The organism is Ramlibacter monticola (assembly GCF_016722785.1).
GTDB classification, from domain to species: Bacteria; Pseudomonadota; Gammaproteobacteria; order Burkholderiales; family Burkholderiaceae_C; genus Ramlibacter; species Ramlibacter monticola.
This window is the reverse complement of the sequence record NZ_JAEQNE010000001.1, coordinates 270,501-287,238: the sequence shown is the minus strand read 5'-3', so window position 1 is coordinate 287,238 and position 16,738 is coordinate 270,501. Positions and strand designations below refer to the sequence as shown.

Annotated in this window: 17 protein-coding genes; 10 read left to right on the top strand and 7 right to left on the bottom strand. The window is 71.4% G+C overall.

What is annotated here, in order from left to right; all coding sequences use genetic code 11:
- Positions 1–213: 213 nt before the first annotated feature.
- Positions 214–540: a DUF883 family protein gene (locus JJ685_RS01315; protein WP_201672370.1), complete on the top strand. Its 327-nt coding sequence runs from the start codon at positions 214–216 to the stop codon at positions 538–540.
- Positions 541–653: 113 nt separating this feature from the next.
- On the top strand, positions 654–1,142 hold the full coding sequence (locus JJ685_RS01310) for a bacteriohemerythrin (protein ID WP_201672369.1): 489 nt from the start codon (positions 654–656) through the stop codon (positions 1,140–1,142).
- Here JJ685_RS01310 and wrbA read toward each other — a convergent pair.
- Both wrbA and JJ685_RS01300 read right to left on the bottom strand, forming a co-directional pair.
- A complete protein-coding gene (gene wrbA, locus JJ685_RS01305) occupies positions 1,139–1,741 on the bottom strand; it encodes an NAD(P)H:quinone oxidoreductase (protein ID WP_201672368.1) in 603 nt (200 codons plus the stop codon). The two genes, JJ685_RS01310 and wrbA, sit on opposite strands and share 4 nt — an antisense overlap.
- A 126-nt stretch (positions 1,742–1,867) precedes the next feature.
- The gene (locus tag JJ685_RS01300; protein WP_201672367.1) at positions 1,868–2,752 is read right to left on the bottom strand and encodes a hypothetical protein; all 885 of its coding nucleotides are present in this window, start codon (positions 2,750–2,752) and stop codon (positions 1,868–1,870) included.
- An 89-nt stretch (positions 2,753–2,841) separates the two neighbouring features.
- Here JJ685_RS01300 and JJ685_RS01295 point away from each other — a divergent pair, with 89 nt between their 5' ends.
- Genes JJ685_RS01295 through JJ685_RS01285 form a run of 3 tightly spaced genes read left to right on the top strand, consistent with a single transcriptional unit; the run spans position 2,842 to position 6,332 of the window.
- Positions 2,842–3,501, top strand: coding sequence for a response regulator (locus JJ685_RS01295; protein WP_201672366.1), 660 nt, complete (start codon positions 2,842–2,844; stop codon positions 3,499–3,501).
- A gap of 3 nt (positions 3,502–3,504) precedes the next feature.
- Entirely contained in the window at positions 3,505–4,821 is a 1,317-nt protein-coding gene (locus tag JJ685_RS01290; RefSeq protein ID WP_201672365.1) for a sensor histidine kinase, read from the top strand.
- 59 nt (positions 4,822–4,880) lie between these two features.
- Entirely contained in the window at positions 4,881–6,332 is a 1,452-nt protein-coding gene (locus JJ685_RS01285; protein WP_201672364.1) for a DegQ family serine endoprotease, read from the top strand.
- Here the strand turns inward: JJ685_RS01285 and JJ685_RS01280 are convergent, their stop codons facing one another.
- Both JJ685_RS01280 and JJ685_RS01275 read right to left on the bottom strand, forming a co-directional pair.
- The gene (locus tag JJ685_RS01280) at positions 6,333–6,791 is read right to left on the bottom strand and encodes a hypothetical protein (RefSeq protein ID WP_201672363.1); all 459 of its coding nucleotides are present in this window, start codon (positions 6,789–6,791) and stop codon (positions 6,333–6,335) included.
- 96 nt (positions 6,792–6,887) lie between these two features.
- The gene (locus tag JJ685_RS01275; protein WP_201672362.1) at positions 6,888–8,291 is read right to left on the bottom strand and encodes a serine hydrolase; all 1,404 of its coding nucleotides are present in this window, start codon (positions 8,289–8,291) and stop codon (positions 6,888–6,890) included.
- Between the two features lie 128 nt (positions 8,292–8,419).
- On the opposite strand from JJ685_RS01275, the gene JJ685_RS01270 reads away from it, so the two are divergent.
- From JJ685_RS01270 to JJ685_RS01250, 5 genes are all read left to right on the top strand, one after another.
- Entirely contained in the window at positions 8,420–9,583 is a 1,164-nt protein-coding gene (locus JJ685_RS01270; protein ID WP_201672361.1) for an MFS transporter, read from the top strand.
- Between the two features lie 57 nt (positions 9,584–9,640).
- Positions 9,641–10,669 (top strand): uroporphyrinogen decarboxylase family protein, encoded by a 1,029-nt coding sequence (locus JJ685_RS01265; protein ID WP_201672360.1) that lies wholly within the window; start codon positions 9,641–9,643, stop codon positions 10,667–10,669.
- A gap of 121 nt (positions 10,670–10,790) precedes the next feature.
- Positions 10,791–11,714 carry a transglycosylase SLT domain-containing protein gene (locus tag JJ685_RS01260; protein ID WP_201672359.1) on the top strand — a complete coding sequence of 308 codons (924 nt, stop codon included), beginning with the start codon at positions 10,791–10,793 and terminating at the stop codon, positions 11,712–11,714.
- Between the two features lie 22 nt (positions 11,715–11,736).
- Positions 11,737–12,588 (top strand): N-formylglutamate amidohydrolase, encoded by an 852-nt coding sequence (locus JJ685_RS01255; RefSeq protein ID WP_201672358.1) that lies wholly within the window; start codon positions 11,737–11,739, stop codon positions 12,586–12,588.
- Positions 12,588–13,703, top strand: a complete 1,116-nt coding sequence (locus tag JJ685_RS01250; RefSeq protein ID WP_201672357.1) for an NAD(P)/FAD-dependent oxidoreductase — start codon at positions 12,588–12,590, stop codon at positions 13,701–13,703. The genes JJ685_RS01255 and JJ685_RS01250 overlap by 1 nt, the downstream gene beginning before the upstream one ends.
- A 7-nt stretch (positions 13,704–13,710) precedes the next feature.
- Here the strand turns inward: JJ685_RS01250 and JJ685_RS01245 are convergent, their stop codons facing one another.
- The 3 genes from JJ685_RS01245 to JJ685_RS01235 are packed head-to-tail and all read right to left on the bottom strand — an operon-like array spanning position 13,711 to position 16,733.
- Entirely contained in the window at positions 13,711–14,280 is a 570-nt protein-coding gene (locus JJ685_RS01245) for a UbiX family flavin prenyltransferase (RefSeq protein WP_201672356.1), read from the bottom strand.
- Entirely contained in the window at positions 14,277–15,254 is a 978-nt protein-coding gene (locus JJ685_RS01240; RefSeq protein WP_201672355.1) for a tripartite tricarboxylate transporter substrate binding protein, read from the bottom strand. Before JJ685_RS01240 ends, JJ685_RS01245 begins: the two co-directional genes overlap by 4 nt.
- A gap of 9 nt (positions 15,255–15,263) precedes the next feature.
- Entirely contained in the window at positions 15,264–16,733 is a 1,470-nt protein-coding gene (locus JJ685_RS01235; protein WP_201672354.1) for a UbiD family decarboxylase, read from the bottom strand.
- Between the last annotated feature and the right edge of the window lie 5 nt (positions 16,734–16,738).

The window sequence follows — 16,738 nt, the reverse complement described above, 5'->3', positions numbered from 1 at the left end:
TTTTTCGGAGGCGGCGTGATGCACTTCACGAGCGGGAATGCGGGTCCCCGAGGCGCGATGGAAAGGCTGCGCGAACGCCATGGACTCGTGCCAAAAAGTGCCATGTGGCCGATGATTCGCCCCTCGCACGGCTCGGAGCGACCTTGACGGCCATCAACGTCGGCCGCCAGGCGCCGTCCGAGACTGGAAGCGTCACCCCCACCTGGAGGAACCATGGACCAGCAGACAAGGACCGACATCCACGACAGCCGAGACCGGCTCGCCAAGGACATGCGCACGGTCGTCGACGACGCCGAACAACTGCTGCGCGTGGGCGCGCAGGGCACCGGGGAAGTGGTCGCCGAGGCGCGTGGCAAGCTGCAACAGAGCCTGGCCTCGGCCAAGGCCGCCATCGTGCGGCTGGAGCGCGGTGCCGTCGACCGCGCCCAGGCGGCGGGCCGCGCCACCGACAGCTACGTGCGCGAGAACCCGTGGCAGGCGATCGCGGCCGGTGCGGCCGTCGGCGCGCTGCTCGGCGTCCTGCTGGCCCGCAGGAAGTAGCGACGAGCCCACGGGGCGCGAGCTCCCGCGCAATTCACTTGCGCCAGGTCAGACGCGTGGCCCGGCCGTCGTGTACCGTGCTGGCGCATTCACGCATCACGGGAGGGAAACGCATGTCCACGGCAACGGATAAGGGCCACGGGAGCTTCGTCGTCGAATGGCGGGAAGGCTTCAAGACGGGGATAGGGCAGGTCGATGGGGAACACCAGCACCTGTTCGCGCTGGTGAAGCAGCTTGACCGCGAGAACGCGCAGCAGGCGGTCGACGAACTGCTGGAATACGTCGTCACGCACTTCACCAACGAACAGGCCCTGATGGAAAGCAGCGGGTATCCCGACTTCCGCGCTCACCTCGCGCTGCACGAGCAGCTGGCGTCGCAGGTCACGGAATTCCTCCTGAGCGGCAGCGAGTGGACGGACGAACGCGTCCACGAGCTGCGCAAGTTCCTGAACAAATGGCTGGTGGGCCACATCCTCACGCACGACCTGCGTTTCGGCCAGTGGTACTTCGAGCACACGAAGGCGCGCGCCGCGAACCCCTCACCGGTCCCGGTGCGGCCGCAGCGCGTCGGCTGGTTCGATCGTCTCCTAGGACGCCGCTAGCCGAACAGCTTCGTGGCGATCGTCGCCACGTGCTTGCCCTGGTAACGCGCCATGCCCAGCTCCTGCTGGCTGGGCATGCGCTCCCCCTGGCCTCCCGCGATGGTGGAAGCGCCGTAGGGGCTGCCGCCCTTGATCTCGTCGATGCCCATCTGGCTCTGCTCCGAATAGGGCAGGCCCACGACGACCATGCCCTGGTGCAGCAGCGTGGGGATGAAGGTGAGGATGGTGCTTTCCTGGCCGCCGTGCTGCGTCGCGCTGGAGCAGAACACCGAACCGACCTTGCCGACCAGCGCGCCGGACATCCACAGGCCGCCGGTCTGGTCCAGGAAGTTGCGCATCTGCCCGCTCATGTTGCCGAAGCGCGTGGGCGTGCCGAAAATGATCGCGTCGTAGTTGGCGAGCTCCGAGGGCTGCGCGATGGCGGCCGCCTGGTTGGCCTTGCCGCCCGACTTCTTGAAGACGTCGTCGGGCACCGTCTCCGGCACGCGCTTGATCTCCACCTGCGCGCCGCCGACCTGGCGCGCGCCTTCCGCCACCGCGTTCGCCATCGCTTCGATATGGCCGTAGTAGCTGTAGTAGAGCACGAGGACCTTTGCCATGTTGTTCTCCGTGTAGGGGGAGCCGGAATCTAGCAAAGGTGCGCTCTTTCCGGGGGGCGGTCCGACGTGCGTCGCGCGCCCATGAAAAACGCCACCCGGAGGTGGCGTCATCGCGATGCGGGGCCCTCAGCCCAGAATGTCGTCCGCGAGATCCGAGGCCCTCTCGGCGCCGGCGCGCACGTTGCGGATGTGGCGGAGCGTCTCCGGCGGCAGGCTGGCCGTGTTGAGGCCGTCCCACTTGTTGCGCCCCTTGATGGACAGGTTGTAATACACCGAGACGCCTTCGCGGATCTTCTCCGCGCGCTGCTCGGGCGTGAGCGGCAGGTGCTCGATCCGGTCGGCGGCCCATTCGGCGCCGTCCTTCATGTAGCGCGCGGCGGCGTACACGGCCTGCACCGGATCGGCCGGGTTCGTCAGGCCGTAGCCCTTCGCGGTGCGCGGCTCGAACTGCGCGAGACCGGCGCTGGCCACGCCGTTGCGGCCCTGGCCCTTGCGTGGCACCCACGAAGTCTCGGCATTGATCACGCCGTAGACGTCGGCGAAGCCGAGGCCGACTTTGTCCAGGTCCGCCTGCTCCGCGGCCGCCTGCGCCAGCAACAGGCGGGAGGCTTCGTCGAGGGTGCGCGTCTTCTCGCCGTCCCAGCGCACGGGCACCCACTTGATGCGGGCGCGCAGCTCCTTCTCGGAAGTGACGGTGGCGAAGGCCGTGGCCGCCCGGATCGCGGGCGGCACGGCGGGACTCCGGGCCGCGACCGCAGCGACGGCCGCGGCGGCGCTGCCGGTTGCCGCGGCGGTGCTCCTGGCCACGGCGGCCGCGGCGGTGGTGGTCTTCGCGACCACGCCGGTCGCGGCGGCAGCAGCGGCGGCTATGGGCGCAGGCGCGGCAGGCGCATCGGCCACGGGAGCAGTCGCGGACCCGAACGGGCTCACGTGGCTCGACAGCGCGGCGGCGCCGGCCATCAGGGCGATGGCGGCGAGGGACCCGGCGGCAGAGGCAGTGGTTCGTTGCATGTAGGAGGTAGTGCTGTACCGTTTGTAGGAGACCACCGATAGAGGGGTAGGACGCGCCGGGGTTTCGCCGCAGTAAGCTCGGAAGCTCCATGCGCGTCCTACTTGTGGAAGATGACACGATGATCGGCAAGGCCGTCCTCGAGGTCCTGCGCTCCGAGCACTACGCGGTGGACTGGGTCCGCGATGGCTCGGCGGCGGATGCGGCCCTGCTGGCCGAGCAGTACGACCTGGTCCTGCTGGATCTCGGCCTGCCCAAGGCCGACGGCCTGCAGGTCCTGCGCAGCCTGCGGGCCCGCCGTTCGCCGGTGCCGGTGCTGGTGGCCACCGCGCGCGACGCGATCGGGGACCGCGTGGCCGGCCTCGACGCCGGCGCGGACGACTACATCGTCAAGCCCTACGACACCGACGAACTGCTCGCGCGCGTGCGCGCACTGCTCAGGCGCAGCGCGGGGCGGGGCGAGCCGGTGATCAGCCACATGGGCCTGGAGCTCAACCCCGCCACGCGCGAGGCGCGCCTGAACGGGCAGCCGCTGAACCTGTCGCCGCGCGAGTGGGTCCTGCTCGAACCCATGCTGCAGCGCCCCGGCGTGGTGTTCTCGCGCGCGCAGCTCGAACAGAAGCTCTATGGCTGGAAGGACGAGATCAGCAGCAACGCCGTCGAGGTCTACGTGCACGGCCTGCGCAAGAAGCTGGGTCCCGACTTCATCCGCACCGTGCGCGGGCTGGGCTACGTCGTGCCGCGGGAGTGAGCGATGGCAGGCAAGGCTTCGTGGTCCCTGCGCCGCCGCCTGATGTGGCTGGTGCTCGCGGCGATCGGCGTCGTCACGGTGCTGCAGGCGGCCACCGCGTACCGCATGGCGCTGCGCGAGGCGGACCGCATGTTCGACTACCACCTCGAGGAGGTGGCGCGCTCGGTGCACGGCGGCATGCCCTTCGCACCGGGCGGCGACGACTCGGAATACTCGGTGCAGGTATGGGGGCCGGACGGCTCCACCATCTACCGTTCGCTCGGCCGCGAGCTGCCCTCGCAGGCCGTGCTGGGCTTCTCCGATTCGCGCATCAACGGCATCCGCCTGCGCATCTACACGCTGCAGACCCCCGAGCACACGATCCAGATCGCGCAGGACCTCGATGCGCGCGAGACGCGCGCCCGCGCGCTGGCCGCCAATGCGGTCACGCCGGTGCTGCTGCTCGCGCCGCTGCTGATGCTGGCCGTGGGCGCGGTGATCGGCGGCTCGCTGGCGCCGCTCGCGCGCATGCGCCGCCAGGTGGCGACGCGCGCGGCGCGCGACCTCTCCCCGCTGAGCGCGGAGGGCGTGCCGGCGGAAGTGCAGCCCCTCGTGGACGAACTCAACGCGCTGTTCCGGCGCGTGCACGGCACGCTGGAGGCCCAGCAGCATTTCGTGGCCGACGCGGCGCACGAGCTGCGCTCGCCGCTCACCGCGCTGAAGCTGCAGCTGCAGGCCGCGGAGCGCGCGCGCGACGAGCCGGCCCGGCGCGAGGCGACGCAGCAGCTCGGCGCCGGCATCGAGCGCGCCATCGCGCTGGTGGAGCAGCTGCTCGCCCTGGCGCGGCAGGAAGGCGCGGGCGAGGGCGCCGGCGAACCGGTGGACCTGGAGGAGCTGGCGCGGCAGGCCGTCTCGGAGCTGCTGCCCGCGGCGCACGCGAAGCAGCTCGACCTGGGACTCGCGACCGGCGAGCCCGTGGTGGTGCAGGGCAACCGCGAGGCCCTGCATCTCATCCTGCGCAACCTGCTGGACAACGCGATCAAGTACACGCCTGCCAGTGGCCGCGTCGACATCGGCCTGGGCCACGATGCGCAGGGCGCGTGGCTGGCGGTGGACGACAGCGGCCCGGGCGTGCCGGAGGAGGATCGCACGCGGGTGTTCGACCGCTTCTACCGCGTGCCCGGCACCGAGGCCGCGGGCAGCGGCCTGGGGCTGGCCATCGTCCGCGCCGTGGCTCAGCGGCTCGGGGCGCAGGTGCGGCTGGACCGCTCGCCCACGCTGGGGGGCGCCCGCGCCGAGGTGCGCTTCCCGGCGCCGGGCGCGGCAGGACCGGCGTCTTAAGCAATTTCTAAGGCTGCGGCCGCAGATTCGGGGGGTTCCGCTTCACACGAGGATCCCCCATGAAGAACGTCCACCTGAAATCCGCGCCCCTGGTGCTGGCCCTGCTGGGCGCCGGCGTCGTCGGCGGCGCCGCCGTCGAGGCGCTGCACCATGGCGCCGCGCCCGCCACGGCGGGCGTCCTCGCGCCCGTGGCGCCGCCCAGCGTGCCGTCGCCCACGCCCGGCGCCGGCAGCGTCGTGATGCCGGACTTTCCGCTGATCACGCAGCGCTACGGACCCGCCGTGGTCAACATCAGCGTCACGGGCCGCGCGCAGGCGACGCCCGACATGAGCGACCCGATGGAGTTCTTCCGCCAGTTCCAGCGCGGCATCCGCCCGCGCGACGTGCCCGTGCGCGGCCAGGGCTCCGGCTTCATCGTCGGCGCCGAGGGCATCATCCTGACCAACGCGCACGTCGTGAAGGACGCCTCCGAGGTGATGGTGAAGCTCACGGACCGGCGCGAGTTCCGCGCCAAGGTCCTGGGCAGCGATGCCAAGACCGACGTGGCGGTGCTGAAGATCGAAGCGCGCAACCTGCCGGTGGTGAGCATGGGCAGCGCCGAGGCCCTGCGTCCGGGCGAATGGGTGCTGGCCATCGGCGCGCCCTTCGGCTTCGAGAACACGGTGACCGCCGGCGTGGTGAGCGCCAAGGGCCGCTCGCTGCCCGACGACAGCGCCGTGCCCTTCATCCAGACCGACGTCGCGGTGAACCCGGGCAACTCCGGCGGCCCGCTGTTCAACGCGCGCGGCGAGGTGGTGGGCATCAACTCGCAGATCTACAGCCAGTCGGGCGGCTACCAGGGCGTCTCGTTCGCGATCCCGATCGACCTGGCGGTGCGCATCAAGGACCAGATCGTGGCGCACGGGAAGGTCGAACACGCGCGGCTCGGCGTCTCGGTGCAGGAGGTGAACCAGTCGCTCGCCGATTCCTTCGGGCTCGACCGGCCGGAGGGCGCGCTGGTCGCCAGCGTGGAGAAGGGCAGCCCGGCGGAGCGCGCGGGGCTGAAGCCCGGCGACGTGATCCGCTCGGCCAACGGCCGCACCATCGTGTCCTCGGGCGACCTGCCGGCGATCGTGGGCGTGTCCGCGCCGGGCGACCGGCTCGCGCTGGAGGTGTGGCGCGAAGGCCGGAAGGTGCAGCTCAACGCCGAACTCGCGCGCAGCAGCGACAAGGTCGCGACGGCGGCCACGCCCGACCTGGGCGAGGGCGCCCGCCTGGGGCTGGCCCTGCGGCCGCTCGCGCCGGAGGAGAAGGCCCAGACCGGGCTGCGCTCCGGCGTCGTGGTGGAGGAAGTGGCCGGCCCCGCGGAAGCCGCCGGCGTCGAACCGGGCGACGTGGTGGTGGCCGTCAACGGCACGGCCGTGACCACCCCCGAGCAGGTGAAGGCGGCGGTCGGGAAGTCGGGCAAGTCCGTCGCGCTGCTGATCCAGCGCGGCGAGGAGCGGATCTTTGTCCCGATCCGGCTCGGCTGATCAGCGTCCGAGGGCGGCCAGCAGCGGTGCGTACTGCTCGCGGCCGACCGCCTCTCGGATGCGCGCGGCCACCGCGACCAGTTCCTCGTAGCAGGTCGCGGCCTCCACCGCGAGATTGAGCCGCACGCCGCGCAGCCCGAGGCTGGACGTGAGCCGGGTGGCGATGGGATAGGCGGCCAGGTAACGTTCCTGCGGCGTCGGCGCCTTGTCCGCCACCAGCGCGGCGGGCATGGTGGCCTGCGAGGGCGGTGCGGCGCTCGACGCCGGCGCCACCAGTTCCAGTTCGAACAGGCGTTCGAGGTCGGCGCGGGCGATGCCCGTGCCCTCCGCTGCCTGGAGCAGTTCCGCCAGGGTGCGCTTGCCGTCCACCAGGATCAGCGCGGCGCGCTCGCGCGGCGTCAGCTTCACGGACCGGTCCTTCAGGACCTGCTGGCCCGCGGCCGTCTTCACAGGGATCATGCTTCCTCCTGCCGATCAGTGTCGAGGAGGCAAGCAAACCCGGGGAATCCGGGCAAGTCCCCACATGCAATTAGGGGGCGTCCCTAATCCCTCGCTTCAACCCTTCTCTTCACTGCGGCCTGCCGCGAACGTGTGGCGCACGCGACCGCCGCGATCTTTTTTTGCGTCTGGCTTTTTCGCAACAGCGACGTCCTTGGAGGGCTTCGTCTTCTTGGCGGCCACTTCGGTGTGAGCGCTCTTGCCGCCTTTCTTCGCCGCGGCCTTGTCGGCCTTGCCCGCCTTGCGTGACTTCGCCGAGGCCACCTGCTCCGACTTGCCCCGCTTGTCCTTGGCGGCGGCCACGCGGGTGCGCGGCGGCTCCGCCGCGGCCCTAGCCAGCACCGGCTGCTCGTCCTGCCAGCCGTTCTGCGCCACCACCCACTTGCGCAGGCGCTGCGCATCGGCCAGCCGGGCGCCGTTGGAGTCCGCGTCCAGCAGCACCATGACCAGGTTGTGGCCGGCCACCCGCGCCACCATGGTCAGGCAGCGCCCTGCCTCCACGATGTAGCCGGTCTTCTGCATCAGGATGTCCCAGCCCGCGTTGTGGTCGCGCACCAGCCGGTTGGAGTTGCGGTACTGCAGGGTGCGTCCGCCCAGCGAAGCGACGTGCTCCGGCGTGGTCGAGAACTCGCGGAGCACCGGGTTGCGCGACGCCTCGGCCACCAGCTTGGCGAGGTCCTGCGCGGTCGACTGGTTGCGGTTCGAGAGACCGGTCGGATCGACGTAGCTGGTGCTGGCCATGCCGAGCGCGCGGGCCCGCGCGTTCATGGCCTCGACCAGTTTCGGAAGCCCGCCCGGATAGGTTCGTCCCAGCGCATGGGCGGCGCGGTTCTCGCTGGACATCAGGGCCAGGCGCAGCGCCTCCTCGCGCGTGAGCGTCGCGCCCACCCTCAGGCGCGAGCGGCTGTGGCGCTCGTTGTCCACGTCCTCCTCGGTGATGGTCAGCACTTCGTCCATCGGCTGCTTCGCCTCCAGCACCAGCAGCGTCGTCATCAGCTTGGTGAGCGAGGCCATCGGCAGCACCGCGCCGTCGTTCTTCTGCGCCAGCACCTGGCGCGTGTCCTGGTCCATCACCAGGGCGGCGCTGGAATTCAGGTGCAGCGGGTCGGGCGCGAGGTGCAGGCCGGCCGCGCGGCCGTTCGACAGGGTCGGGCCGGACGGCGAGGCGGAGGTCGCGCCCCGGTCGGTCTCGGATTCTTCCGGCGGCACGACCTCGGCCCCAGGCGGCGCGGGCGGGGCCACCTCGTTGTCGGCTTCGGTCGCCGGGGTCTGCGCGGGTGCGGGCGCGGGCACCGGTGCTGGCGTAGGCGCAGTCGCGACCTTGTCCTGCGCGGGCGCGGCCCGCTGCTCGGGCCCGTAGTAGTGCCAGGCCAGGGGCGCCAGCCCGCCGAGGGCGACCAGCGCGGCCACGAGCGTAGCCAGCCGGAGGTCCTTCGTCTTGGAGTTGGTGTCAGTGGGCATCGGTGCGTGTCCTTCCGGGGGCAACTCTACCCACGCGACTCCCTTCGCACCGGAGCAAAGGGACGAAGCTTGTGTAGTCCGCCGACGACGGGCGCCGCGAGGGCAAGTTAACATCGGCGCGGTTCCCATTGTCGCCGTCCGAGCCTATTTCCGAGTCCGCTTCCCCCCTGCGCCTGATCCTGCTGGTGATCGTCAGCCACGCCAGCTTCGCGGGCGCCCGCCTTGCCATCTCGCTGCAGGCGCTGCATCTCGACGGTTCCGCCGTCACCGTCGGCGTGCTGATGAGCCTGATGATGCTGGTCCCGACCTTCACGGCCGCCCACATCGGCCGCTGGGTGGACCGCATCGGCTACCTGCGCCCCACGCTGTGGTCGCTGGCCGCGCTGATGGCCGGCGAACTGGCCGTGGCGGGGCTGCAGTCCCTGGCGGGGCTGGCACTTGGGGCCATCGTCGTGGGCACGTCCTTCATCGTCATCAACGTGGCGGTCAACAATGCGATCGGGCACGTGGCGGGCGCGGCCGGGCGCAACCGCGCCTTCGGCCTCACGGCGGTGGGCTACTCGCTTTCCGCGCTGTGCGGGCCCATGCTGGCCGGTGCATCCATCGACGCGCTCGGCTATGCGATGACCTTCGCGGTGCTCGCCCTGCTGCCCCTGTGCGCGGCGATCCTCCTGCGCCGCGCGCCCGTCGTGCAGCGGTCCGCGCCCCTGGCGACGGCCAGGCCGGCCGCCGTGATGGATCTGCTGCGGCTGCCGCCGCTGCGCGCGGTGCTGCTCGTCAGCGCGCTGGTCGCCGCCGGCTGGGACCTGTTCACCTTCCTCGTGCCGCTGCACGGCGCACGCGCCGGCCTGTCGGCCACGGCGATCGGCATGGTGGCCGGCGGCTTCGGCGTCGGAAGCGCGACGGTGCGGCTGGCGCTGCCCTGGATCAGCCGGCGCCTGAGCGAGTGGCGCCTCATTGGCACGGCGCTGGTGCTGTCGGGACTGGGCTACGTGGCCTTTCCCTTCTGCGTCACGCTCTCCACCATGCTGCCGCTGGCGGTGGTGCTGGGCATGGTGCTGGGCTGCGGCCAGCCGGTGGTGATGAGCCTGCTGCACGTGGCGGCTCCGCCGGGGCGTACCGGCGAAGCGGTGGGCCTGCGGATGGCGATCGTGGGGCTCGGGCAGACCGTGCTGCCGCTGACCGTCGGAGCGTTCAGCACCGCGCTGGGGCTGGCGCCGCTGTTCTGGGGCATCGCCGTGCTGCTGGGCGTGGGCGGCGCCCTGGCCGGGCGCAAGCGCCCCGGGAACTAGTCCGCATTGCGGCCGCCGCGGCGCCGTGCCAGATTGCGCGGTCCACCAGGAGACCGCATGCTCTTTCCCACCACCATCGTCGGCAGCTACCCGCAACCCGAATGGCTGATCGACCGGCAGAAGCTCGCCGGCCGCTTCCCGCCGCGCGTGCGTGCGCGCGAGCTGTGGCGGCTGCCCGAGCCCTTCCTGGCGCAGGCGCAGGACGATGCCACGCTGCTGGCGATCCGCTTCCAGGAGGAGGCCGGCCTCGACATCGTGTCCGACGGCGAGATCCGGCGCGAGAGCTATTCCAACCGCTTCGCCACGGCGCTGGACGGCGTCGACCTCGACAACCCCGGCACCGCACTGGATCGCTCCGGCCATCCCAACCCGGTGCCGCGCATCGTGGGCCGCATCCGGCGCCGCCACCCGGTCGAAGTCGAGGACCTGAAGTTCCTGAAGGCGCACACCACGCGCCGGACCAAGATCACCGTCCCCGGCCCGTTCACGATGCTGCAGCAGGCGCAGAACGACTTCTACGGCAGCGAGGAAGAGGCCGCGATGGACTACGCGGCCGCGGTGAACGAGGAGATCCGCGACCTGTTCGCCGCCGGGGCGGACGTGGTGCAGGTCGACGAGCCCTACATGCAGGCCCGCCCGGAGAAGGCGCGCCAGTACGGCCTGCAGGCGCTCAACCGGGCGTTGGAGGGCGTGCCGGGCACGACCTGCGTGCACATCTGCTTCGGCTACGCCGCGGTGATCCACCAGCGGCCCAGTGGCTACTCCTTCCTGCCGGAACTGGCGGGCTGCCGCTGCCGGCAGGTGTCGATCGAGACGGCGCAGTCGCATCTGGACACCCGGGTGCTGCGCGAACTCGAGGGCAAGCAGGTGCTGGTGGGCTGCCTGGACCTGAACGACATGGCGGTCGAGACGCCCGAGGTCGTGGCGGGCCGGATCCGGCGCGCGCTGGACCACATCGCGCCCGAGGACGTCGTCCTGGCGCCGGACTGCGGCATGAAGTACCTGCCGCGCGAGGTGGCGCAGGGCAAGCTCGTCGCCATGGTCGAGGCAGCGCGCCAGCTGCGGCGCGAGTACGGGCAGGGCTGAGCCAGGCGCCGCGTTCGACGCTGTCGGACATCTCCGACAGCGCTTTCGTGTCCTTTTCACGGCTTGCTTCTGAACCAATGCGGCCGGGCGGATCAGACAGGGCTTGCCGAGGAAAGGGGCCATGGGGAGCCAGCTGTCGTTCGTCCAATCCGTGTCGCGTGCCGCCCAGGCCGCGCTGCTTGCCGCCTGCGTGATCGGGAGCGTGATCCTGCCGGTCGCGGCGCGGGCCGCCGCCACGCCCGCGTCCCCGCAGGGGACGTACTACGAAAAGCTGCGTGGGCAGTTGCGCTGGATGACGGTGCGCGTGGGCAGCCGCGCCGTGCAGACGCCCGACCCCGAATCGCGCGTGCTGCTCGCGCGGGCCGCGGCCGACCGTGCCGGCCTCGCCGAGGTCGGCCTGGACTATCGCGACGTGTACGGCGTGATCAGCGCCGAGACCAGCTGGGTGCCGCGTCCCGGCATGGGCCGCAACGGCGTCACCAGCGAGGGCCTGGCCCAGCTGGAGCCGGCCACGGCGCGCGCCCTGGGTGTGCGCGATGCCAACGACCCGGTGGAGGCCGTGCACGCGGCCGCGAAACTGCTGAAGGAAGCGGCGCAGTGGAGCGCGCGCCGCATCGCCGGCCTGCGCCTGCCCGGGGCCGAGCGCGCCGCGCGCCTGCGCGAGGGCATCTCGATCTACTACAACCTCTCCAGCGCGGCACGCCAGCACTGGGACGGCATCCGCCACCCCGCCCTGCCGGTGGAGACGCAGCGCCACATCCGCAACGTGCGCCAGGGCGCCCTCCAGGCCGAGCGGCTGGCGGGCGACGGCGCGTCCGGTCTGCCGGCCGTCCTGCCGGTGGTCGAGGCGAAGACGGCGCCCGTGGAGCGCGCCGCCGACGCGAAGCCGCGGGTCGTGGGCACGATCGAATGGTCGGGCGGCGGCAGCGATGCCGACGGCCGCCGCGCCGGCCGGCACACGGTCTGGTCCAACGGCACCGTGACGCGCGAGGGCGGCCGCGTGCGCTGGACCAGCAACGCGCCCGTGCCGCAGCGCAACGGCTGACGCCTCGGGGCACAATCACGGCATGTCATCGCTCGTCCGATCCATCCCGGGCAGCGCCCCCCTGGTGCTCGATTCGCCGCACAGCGGCGTGAACTATCCCGAAGACTTCCGTTCCCGGCTGCCGCTGGAGGTGCTGCGCCGCGCCGAGGACACCCACGTCGAGAAGCTGTACGACTTCGCGCCGGCGCTGGGCGTCGCCTGGATCGAGGCGCTGTTCCCGCGCAGCTACCTCGACGCCAACCGCAACACCACCGAACTCGATGTCTCCCTCGTCGACGGCGGCTGGGACGAGCCGGTGGCCTCCGATCCCGCCACGCTCGCCAAGGTCCGCCTCGGCAAGGGCCTGATCTGGCGGCTGACCGACGAAGGCGAGCCGCTGTACGACCGCAAGCTCACCGCCGCCGAGGTGCGCGAGCGCATCGCGCGCTGCTGGGCGCCCTACCACCGCGCCGTCGCGGATGCGATCGCGGCCGCCCACGCGCGCCACGGCTACAGCATCCACCTGAACTGCCATTCGATGCCGGCGGTGTCGTCGGCGTATTCGACCGACTACCCCGGACTGGTCCACGCCGACTTCGTGATCGGCGACCGCGACGGCAGCACCGCGTCGCCGGCGCTGTCGCAGCACATCTGCGAGTTGCTGCGCGGCTTCGGCTACGTGGTGGAATACAACCATCCCTACAAGGGCGTGGAACTGGTGCGCCGCTACGGCGACCCGCGGACGCAGCGGCACAGCATCCAGGTCGAGGTCAACCGCAAGCTGTACATGGACGAAGGGACCCTGGAGCCGCATGCGGGCTTCGCCACGCTGAAGGCGCACCTGCGCCGCCTGGTCGAAGAACTGATCGCGACCGATCCGCGGAAGCTCGCCTGATGGACCGCGTCGATGCAGTGGTGATCGGCGCCGGCGTCGTCGGCCTCGCCGTGGCCCGCGCGCTGGCGCAGGCCGGGCGCGAGACCATCGTGGCGGAGGCGCAGGCCGGGATCGGGCAGGGCGTGAGCTCGCGCAACAGCGAGGTGATCCACGCCGGCCTGTACTACACGCCCGGCTCCCTGAAGGCGCGCCTGTGCGTGCGCGGCAAGGAACTGCTGTACGCCCTGTGCGCCTCGCACGGCGTGGAGCACAGGCGCTGCGGCAAGCTCACCGTCGCCCACAGCGAGGACGAGGTGCGCGCCCTGCGCGGCCTGCAGGACCGCGCCGCCGCCAACGGCGTGCCGGTCGAATGGCTGGAGGGCGCGCAGGCGCGGGCGCTGGAACCGGCGCTGCAATGCGTCGCGGCCCTGCATTCGCCCAGCACCGGCATCGTCGACAGCCACGGCCTCATGCTGGCGCTGCAGGGCGACCTGGAACGCGCCGGCGGCATGGTGGCCCTGGGCAGCGAAGTCGTGTCGGCGCGGCTCGCGCGCGGCGCTGGCGAACCGCACGTGCTGCGCCTGGCGGACGGCTCCGAACTCGCCTGCGACCTGCTGGTGAACGCCGCCGCCCTGCATGCCTGCGCCCTGGCGCGCCGCTTCGAGGGGCTGGAGGCGCGCTTCGTCCCGCGCGAGTGGTTCGCCAAGGGCAACTACTACGCGCTGAGCGGCCGCGCGCCGTTCACGCACCTGATCTACCCGGCGCCCAGCGATGCGCATCTCGGCACGCACCTCACGCTCGACCTGGGCGGGCAGGCCAAGTTCGGTCCCGACATCGAGTGGCTGGACGTGCAGGCGCCGGAGCAGATCGACTACCGGGTGGACCCCGCGCGCGCCGACGGCTTCTATGCCGAGGTGCGGCGCTACTGGCCGGGCCTGCCCGAGGGTTCGCTGGCGCCCAGCTACAGCGGCGTGCGCCCGAAGATCCACGGGCCGCACGAGAAGGCGCCCGACTTCCGCATCGACGGGCCCGCGCTGCACGGCGTGCCGGGGCTGCTGAACCTGTTCGGCATCGAGTCGCCGGGCCTCACGAGCGCGATGGCGATCGCGGAGCTCGCCGTGACCGAGCTCGCCTGAGGCCGCGTCAGCCCGCCCGGCCGGTCCAGCGCCGGAACAACTCGTGCTCGATCCCCACCTGGTCGAGCGCCTTGCCGATGCTCTGGTGAACCAGGTCCAGGATCGTTTCGGGCCGGTGGTAGAAGGCCGGCATCGGCGGCAGGATCACCGCACCGCAGTCGGCGGCCCGCGCCATCAGGTCCAGGTGGCCCTTGTGCAGCGGCGTCTCGCGCACCATCAGCACCAGCTTGCGGCCTTCCTTCAGCTGCACGTCGGCGGCCCGCGTCACCAGGTTGAAGGTGAAGGAGTTCGCGATGGCCGACAGCGTCTTCACCGTGCAGGGCGCCACGATCATCCCGCGGGTGCGGAAGGAGCCGCTGGCCACCGCCGCGCCCACGTCCTTGTTGCTGTACACCACGGTGGCGAGCGAGCGCACCTGGTCCAGCGTGTACTCGGTCTCGATGGCGAGGTTGGCGCCCGCGGCCTCGCTGAGGATCAAGTGGGTGGGCTGCCCGAGGTCCTGCAGCACGCGCAGCAGTTCCACGCCGTAGATGACGCCGGTGGCGCCCGTGATGGCCACCACCAGCGGCAGCGTCATTTGGCGATCCCTTCGGCGGCGGCCGGCTTGCGCAGGATCTCCTCGACGACCTTCTGCTCGGCCCGGATCTCCGCCAGCAGGTTCTGCGGCGGCTGGTAGTCCTGCACCACGCCCAGCGTGGCCAGCCGCGCGGCCACGGCGGGATCCGTCGCCACCTTCTCGATCGCGGGCACCAGCACGCGCGTGACCTCGGGGCTCACGCCGGAAGGGGCGAAGAAGGCGAGCCACACCCCGAGCAGGTTCTGCGCATAGCCCAGGTCCGTCATCGTGGGAATCGAAGGGAACTCGGGCGAGCGGGACGAAGCCACGATGCCGCGCAGGGCGCCGCTCTTCAGGTGCCCGGCGAGCAGCCCCAGGGCGACGGCGGTGCCCTCGATGTGCCCGCCCTGCAGCGCCGCGACCGAAGGCGCGCCGCCCTTGAAGGGCACCATGGTCAGCTGGGTGCCGGTCTGCGCGCCGACGATCTGCACCGTGAAGTCGCCGATGGTGCCGGTGCCGGCCGTGCCCAGGTTGACCTTGCCGGGGTTCTTCTTCGCATGGGCCGCCAGTTCCGACAGGTTGCGGAAGGGCGCGTCGCCCCGCACCGCGATCACCATCGGCGTGCGGGTGGTAAGCCCCAGCGGCGTGAAGTCCACCAGCGGGTCGTAGCTGGCCGCCTGCGGATTCAGGATGCGGTTGGCGGTGAGCGAGGCATTGATGGTGAACAGCAGGGTGTAGCCGTCCTTGGCCGCCTTCGCCACCGTGCCGGCGCCCATCAGCCCGCCGGCGCCCGGGGCGTTGAGCGGCAGCACGGGCACCTTCAGCAGCCTGGCGAGTTCGTCGGCCATCACGCGGCCGGCGATGTCGGTCGCGTCGCCGGCGGCCACGGGGATGACCAGCGTGATCGCCTTGTCGGGGTAGCCGGCGTGCGCGCCGGCCGCGCCCGCGAGCGCCAGCGCGGCGATGGCCACGCGTTGCAGGATGCGCAGCAGCATGCGGCCTCCTCAGCGCCCCAGGAGCCTGGAGCCGAAGAACTGCGGTGACAGGGCGCGGACGATGTCCATGGAACCGGCGGCGGCGAAATCCTCCAGCCGCAGTTGCGGATTGATCGGCCGGATGCGCTCGAAGTTGGCGCGGGCGGCGGCGTCGGCCGGCGGCGGCGCGGTGGCGTCGATCAGCATCTTCGAGCCGAAGCGCTGCCACAGGCCGGTCCCGGGCGCGCCCAGCTCCTGCAGGCTCGCGTCCATCGCGTGGTTGTGCGTGCCGGGAATGACCACGACGTCCTTGTCCGGGTCCACGCGGGTGGCGATGGCCCACAGGACCTCGTTGGGATTGAAGATGTCGACGTCGGCATCGACGGCGATCGCGACCTTCGGATGCTGGTACTCCGAGGCGAGCGCGGCCAGCAGCAGGTTCTTGGCCTCGCCGTAGGCGCGCGGCGTCATCTGCACCACCAGGGCGAAGATGCCCGGCAGGATCATGACGTTGTGCAGGTTCGGCCCGCCGCCCACGTCCTTCAGCCGGCGGAAGATGGTCGCGCTCATCGGCAGCTTGTGGAAGACGCAGCCCTCCATCTCCGAGCCGTTCTGCAGGTTCTTGAAGATCGCGTCGTGGCGCCGGGTCATGCAGGTGTAGTGCACGACCGGGTTCTTGCCGGTGCCGGTGGCGTAGTAGTCCTGGAATTCGGAGAAGGGGCCTTCGTCCTCGCGCACGTGGGGCGGGATGAAGCCTTCCAGCACCAGTTCCGCGTTGGCCGGGACCTCGAGGTCCACGGTCTCGCACTTCACCAGCGGGACCGGCGCATCGAGGTAGCCGCCGGCGATCTCGAATTCGTCCAGCCCGTAGGCGGCCGTGGTCGCCGCGGCCATGTAGTAGAGCGGGTGGTGCCCGATCATGATCGCCACCGGCATGGGCTCGTTGCGCGCCTGGTACTTCTGGTAGTTCTTCCACGTGTGCCGCGGCACCAGCAGGATGCCCGACTTGTCGGGGCCCTTGATCTGCAGGCGGTGGAAGCTCAGGTTGCGCTGGCCGGTGTCGGGGTCCTTAGTGACCACCAGGCCCGAGCCGATGACGGGCCCGCCATCGAGCTGGCCGGCCACGTGCACGGGCAGCTGCGTCAGGTCGAACTCGCCCTTGCGCAGCTTGAGCTCCTTCACGGGCCCGGTCTCCACCATTCGCGGCGCGATCAGCTTGCCCATGCGCTGGGCGATCAGGGGCACCACCTGCTCCTGCGGCGCGCCGAAGGCGAGCGCGGCATGGCGGAAGTTCGCCGGCGCCTGGCCCAGCGAGCGCCAGCCGTGGGGCAGGTTCTCGAACAGCAGCGCCTTCTCGCGCGACTGGTAAAGCAGCGATCCCATCTGCGTCAGCGGGTCGACGGGCTTGTCGATGCGGATCAATTCCTGCGCGGACTCCAGCTCGCGGATCCAGCTGCGCATGTCCTTGTCGGTCGGGTCGGGGCCCCGGGAAGCGGTCATGGGAG

Excerpts from the sequence above, each read along its gene's own strand:
- JJ685_RS01315 (WP_201672370.1), top strand. The coding sequence starts at position 214 with ATGGACCAGCAGACAAGGACCGACATCCACGACAGCCGAGACCGGCTC.
- JJ685_RS01310 (WP_201672369.1), top strand. The coding sequence starts at position 654 with ATGTCCACGGCAACGGATAAGGGCCACGGGAGCTTCGTCGTCGAATGG.
- wrbA (WP_201672368.1), bottom strand. The coding sequence starts at position 1,741 with ATGGCAAAGGTCCTCGTGCTCTACTACAGCTACTACGGCCATATCGAA.
- JJ685_RS01300 (WP_201672367.1), bottom strand. The coding sequence starts at position 2,752 with ATGCAACGAACCACTGCCTCTGCCGCCGGGTCCCTCGCCGCCATCGCC.
- JJ685_RS01295 (WP_201672366.1), top strand. The coding sequence starts at position 2,842 with ATGCGCGTCCTACTTGTGGAAGATGACACGATGATCGGCAAGGCCGTC.
- JJ685_RS01290 (WP_201672365.1), top strand. The coding sequence starts at position 3,505 with ATGGCAGGCAAGGCTTCGTGGTCCCTGCGCCGCCGCCTGATGTGGCTG.
- JJ685_RS01285 (WP_201672364.1), top strand. The coding sequence starts at position 4,881 with ATGAAGAACGTCCACCTGAAATCCGCGCCCCTGGTGCTGGCCCTGCTG.
- JJ685_RS01280 (WP_201672363.1), bottom strand. The coding sequence starts at position 6,791 with ATGATCCCTGTGAAGACGGCCGCGGGCCAGCAGGTCCTGAAGGACCGG.
- JJ685_RS01275 (WP_201672362.1), bottom strand. The coding sequence starts at position 8,291 with ATGCCCACTGACACCAACTCCAAGACGAAGGACCTCCGGCTGGCTACG.
- JJ685_RS01265 (WP_201672360.1), top strand. The coding sequence starts at position 9,641 with ATGCTCTTTCCCACCACCATCGTCGGCAGCTACCCGCAACCCGAATGG.
- JJ685_RS01260 (WP_201672359.1), top strand. The coding sequence starts at position 10,791 with ATGGGGAGCCAGCTGTCGTTCGTCCAATCCGTGTCGCGTGCCGCCCAG.
- JJ685_RS01255 (WP_201672358.1), top strand. The coding sequence starts at position 11,737 with ATGTCATCGCTCGTCCGATCCATCCCGGGCAGCGCCCCCCTGGTGCTC.
- JJ685_RS01250 (WP_201672357.1), top strand. The coding sequence starts at position 12,588 with ATGGACCGCGTCGATGCAGTGGTGATCGGCGCCGGCGTCGTCGGCCTC.
- JJ685_RS01245 (WP_201672356.1), bottom strand. The coding sequence starts at position 14,280 with ATGACGCTGCCGCTGGTGGTGGCCATCACGGGCGCCACCGGCGTCATC.
- JJ685_RS01240 (WP_201672355.1), bottom strand. The coding sequence starts at position 15,254 with ATGCTGCTGCGCATCCTGCAACGCGTGGCCATCGCCGCGCTGGCGCTC.
- JJ685_RS01235 (WP_201672354.1), bottom strand. The coding sequence starts at position 16,733 with ATGACCGCTTCCCGGGGCCCCGACCCGACCGACAAGGACATGCGCAGC.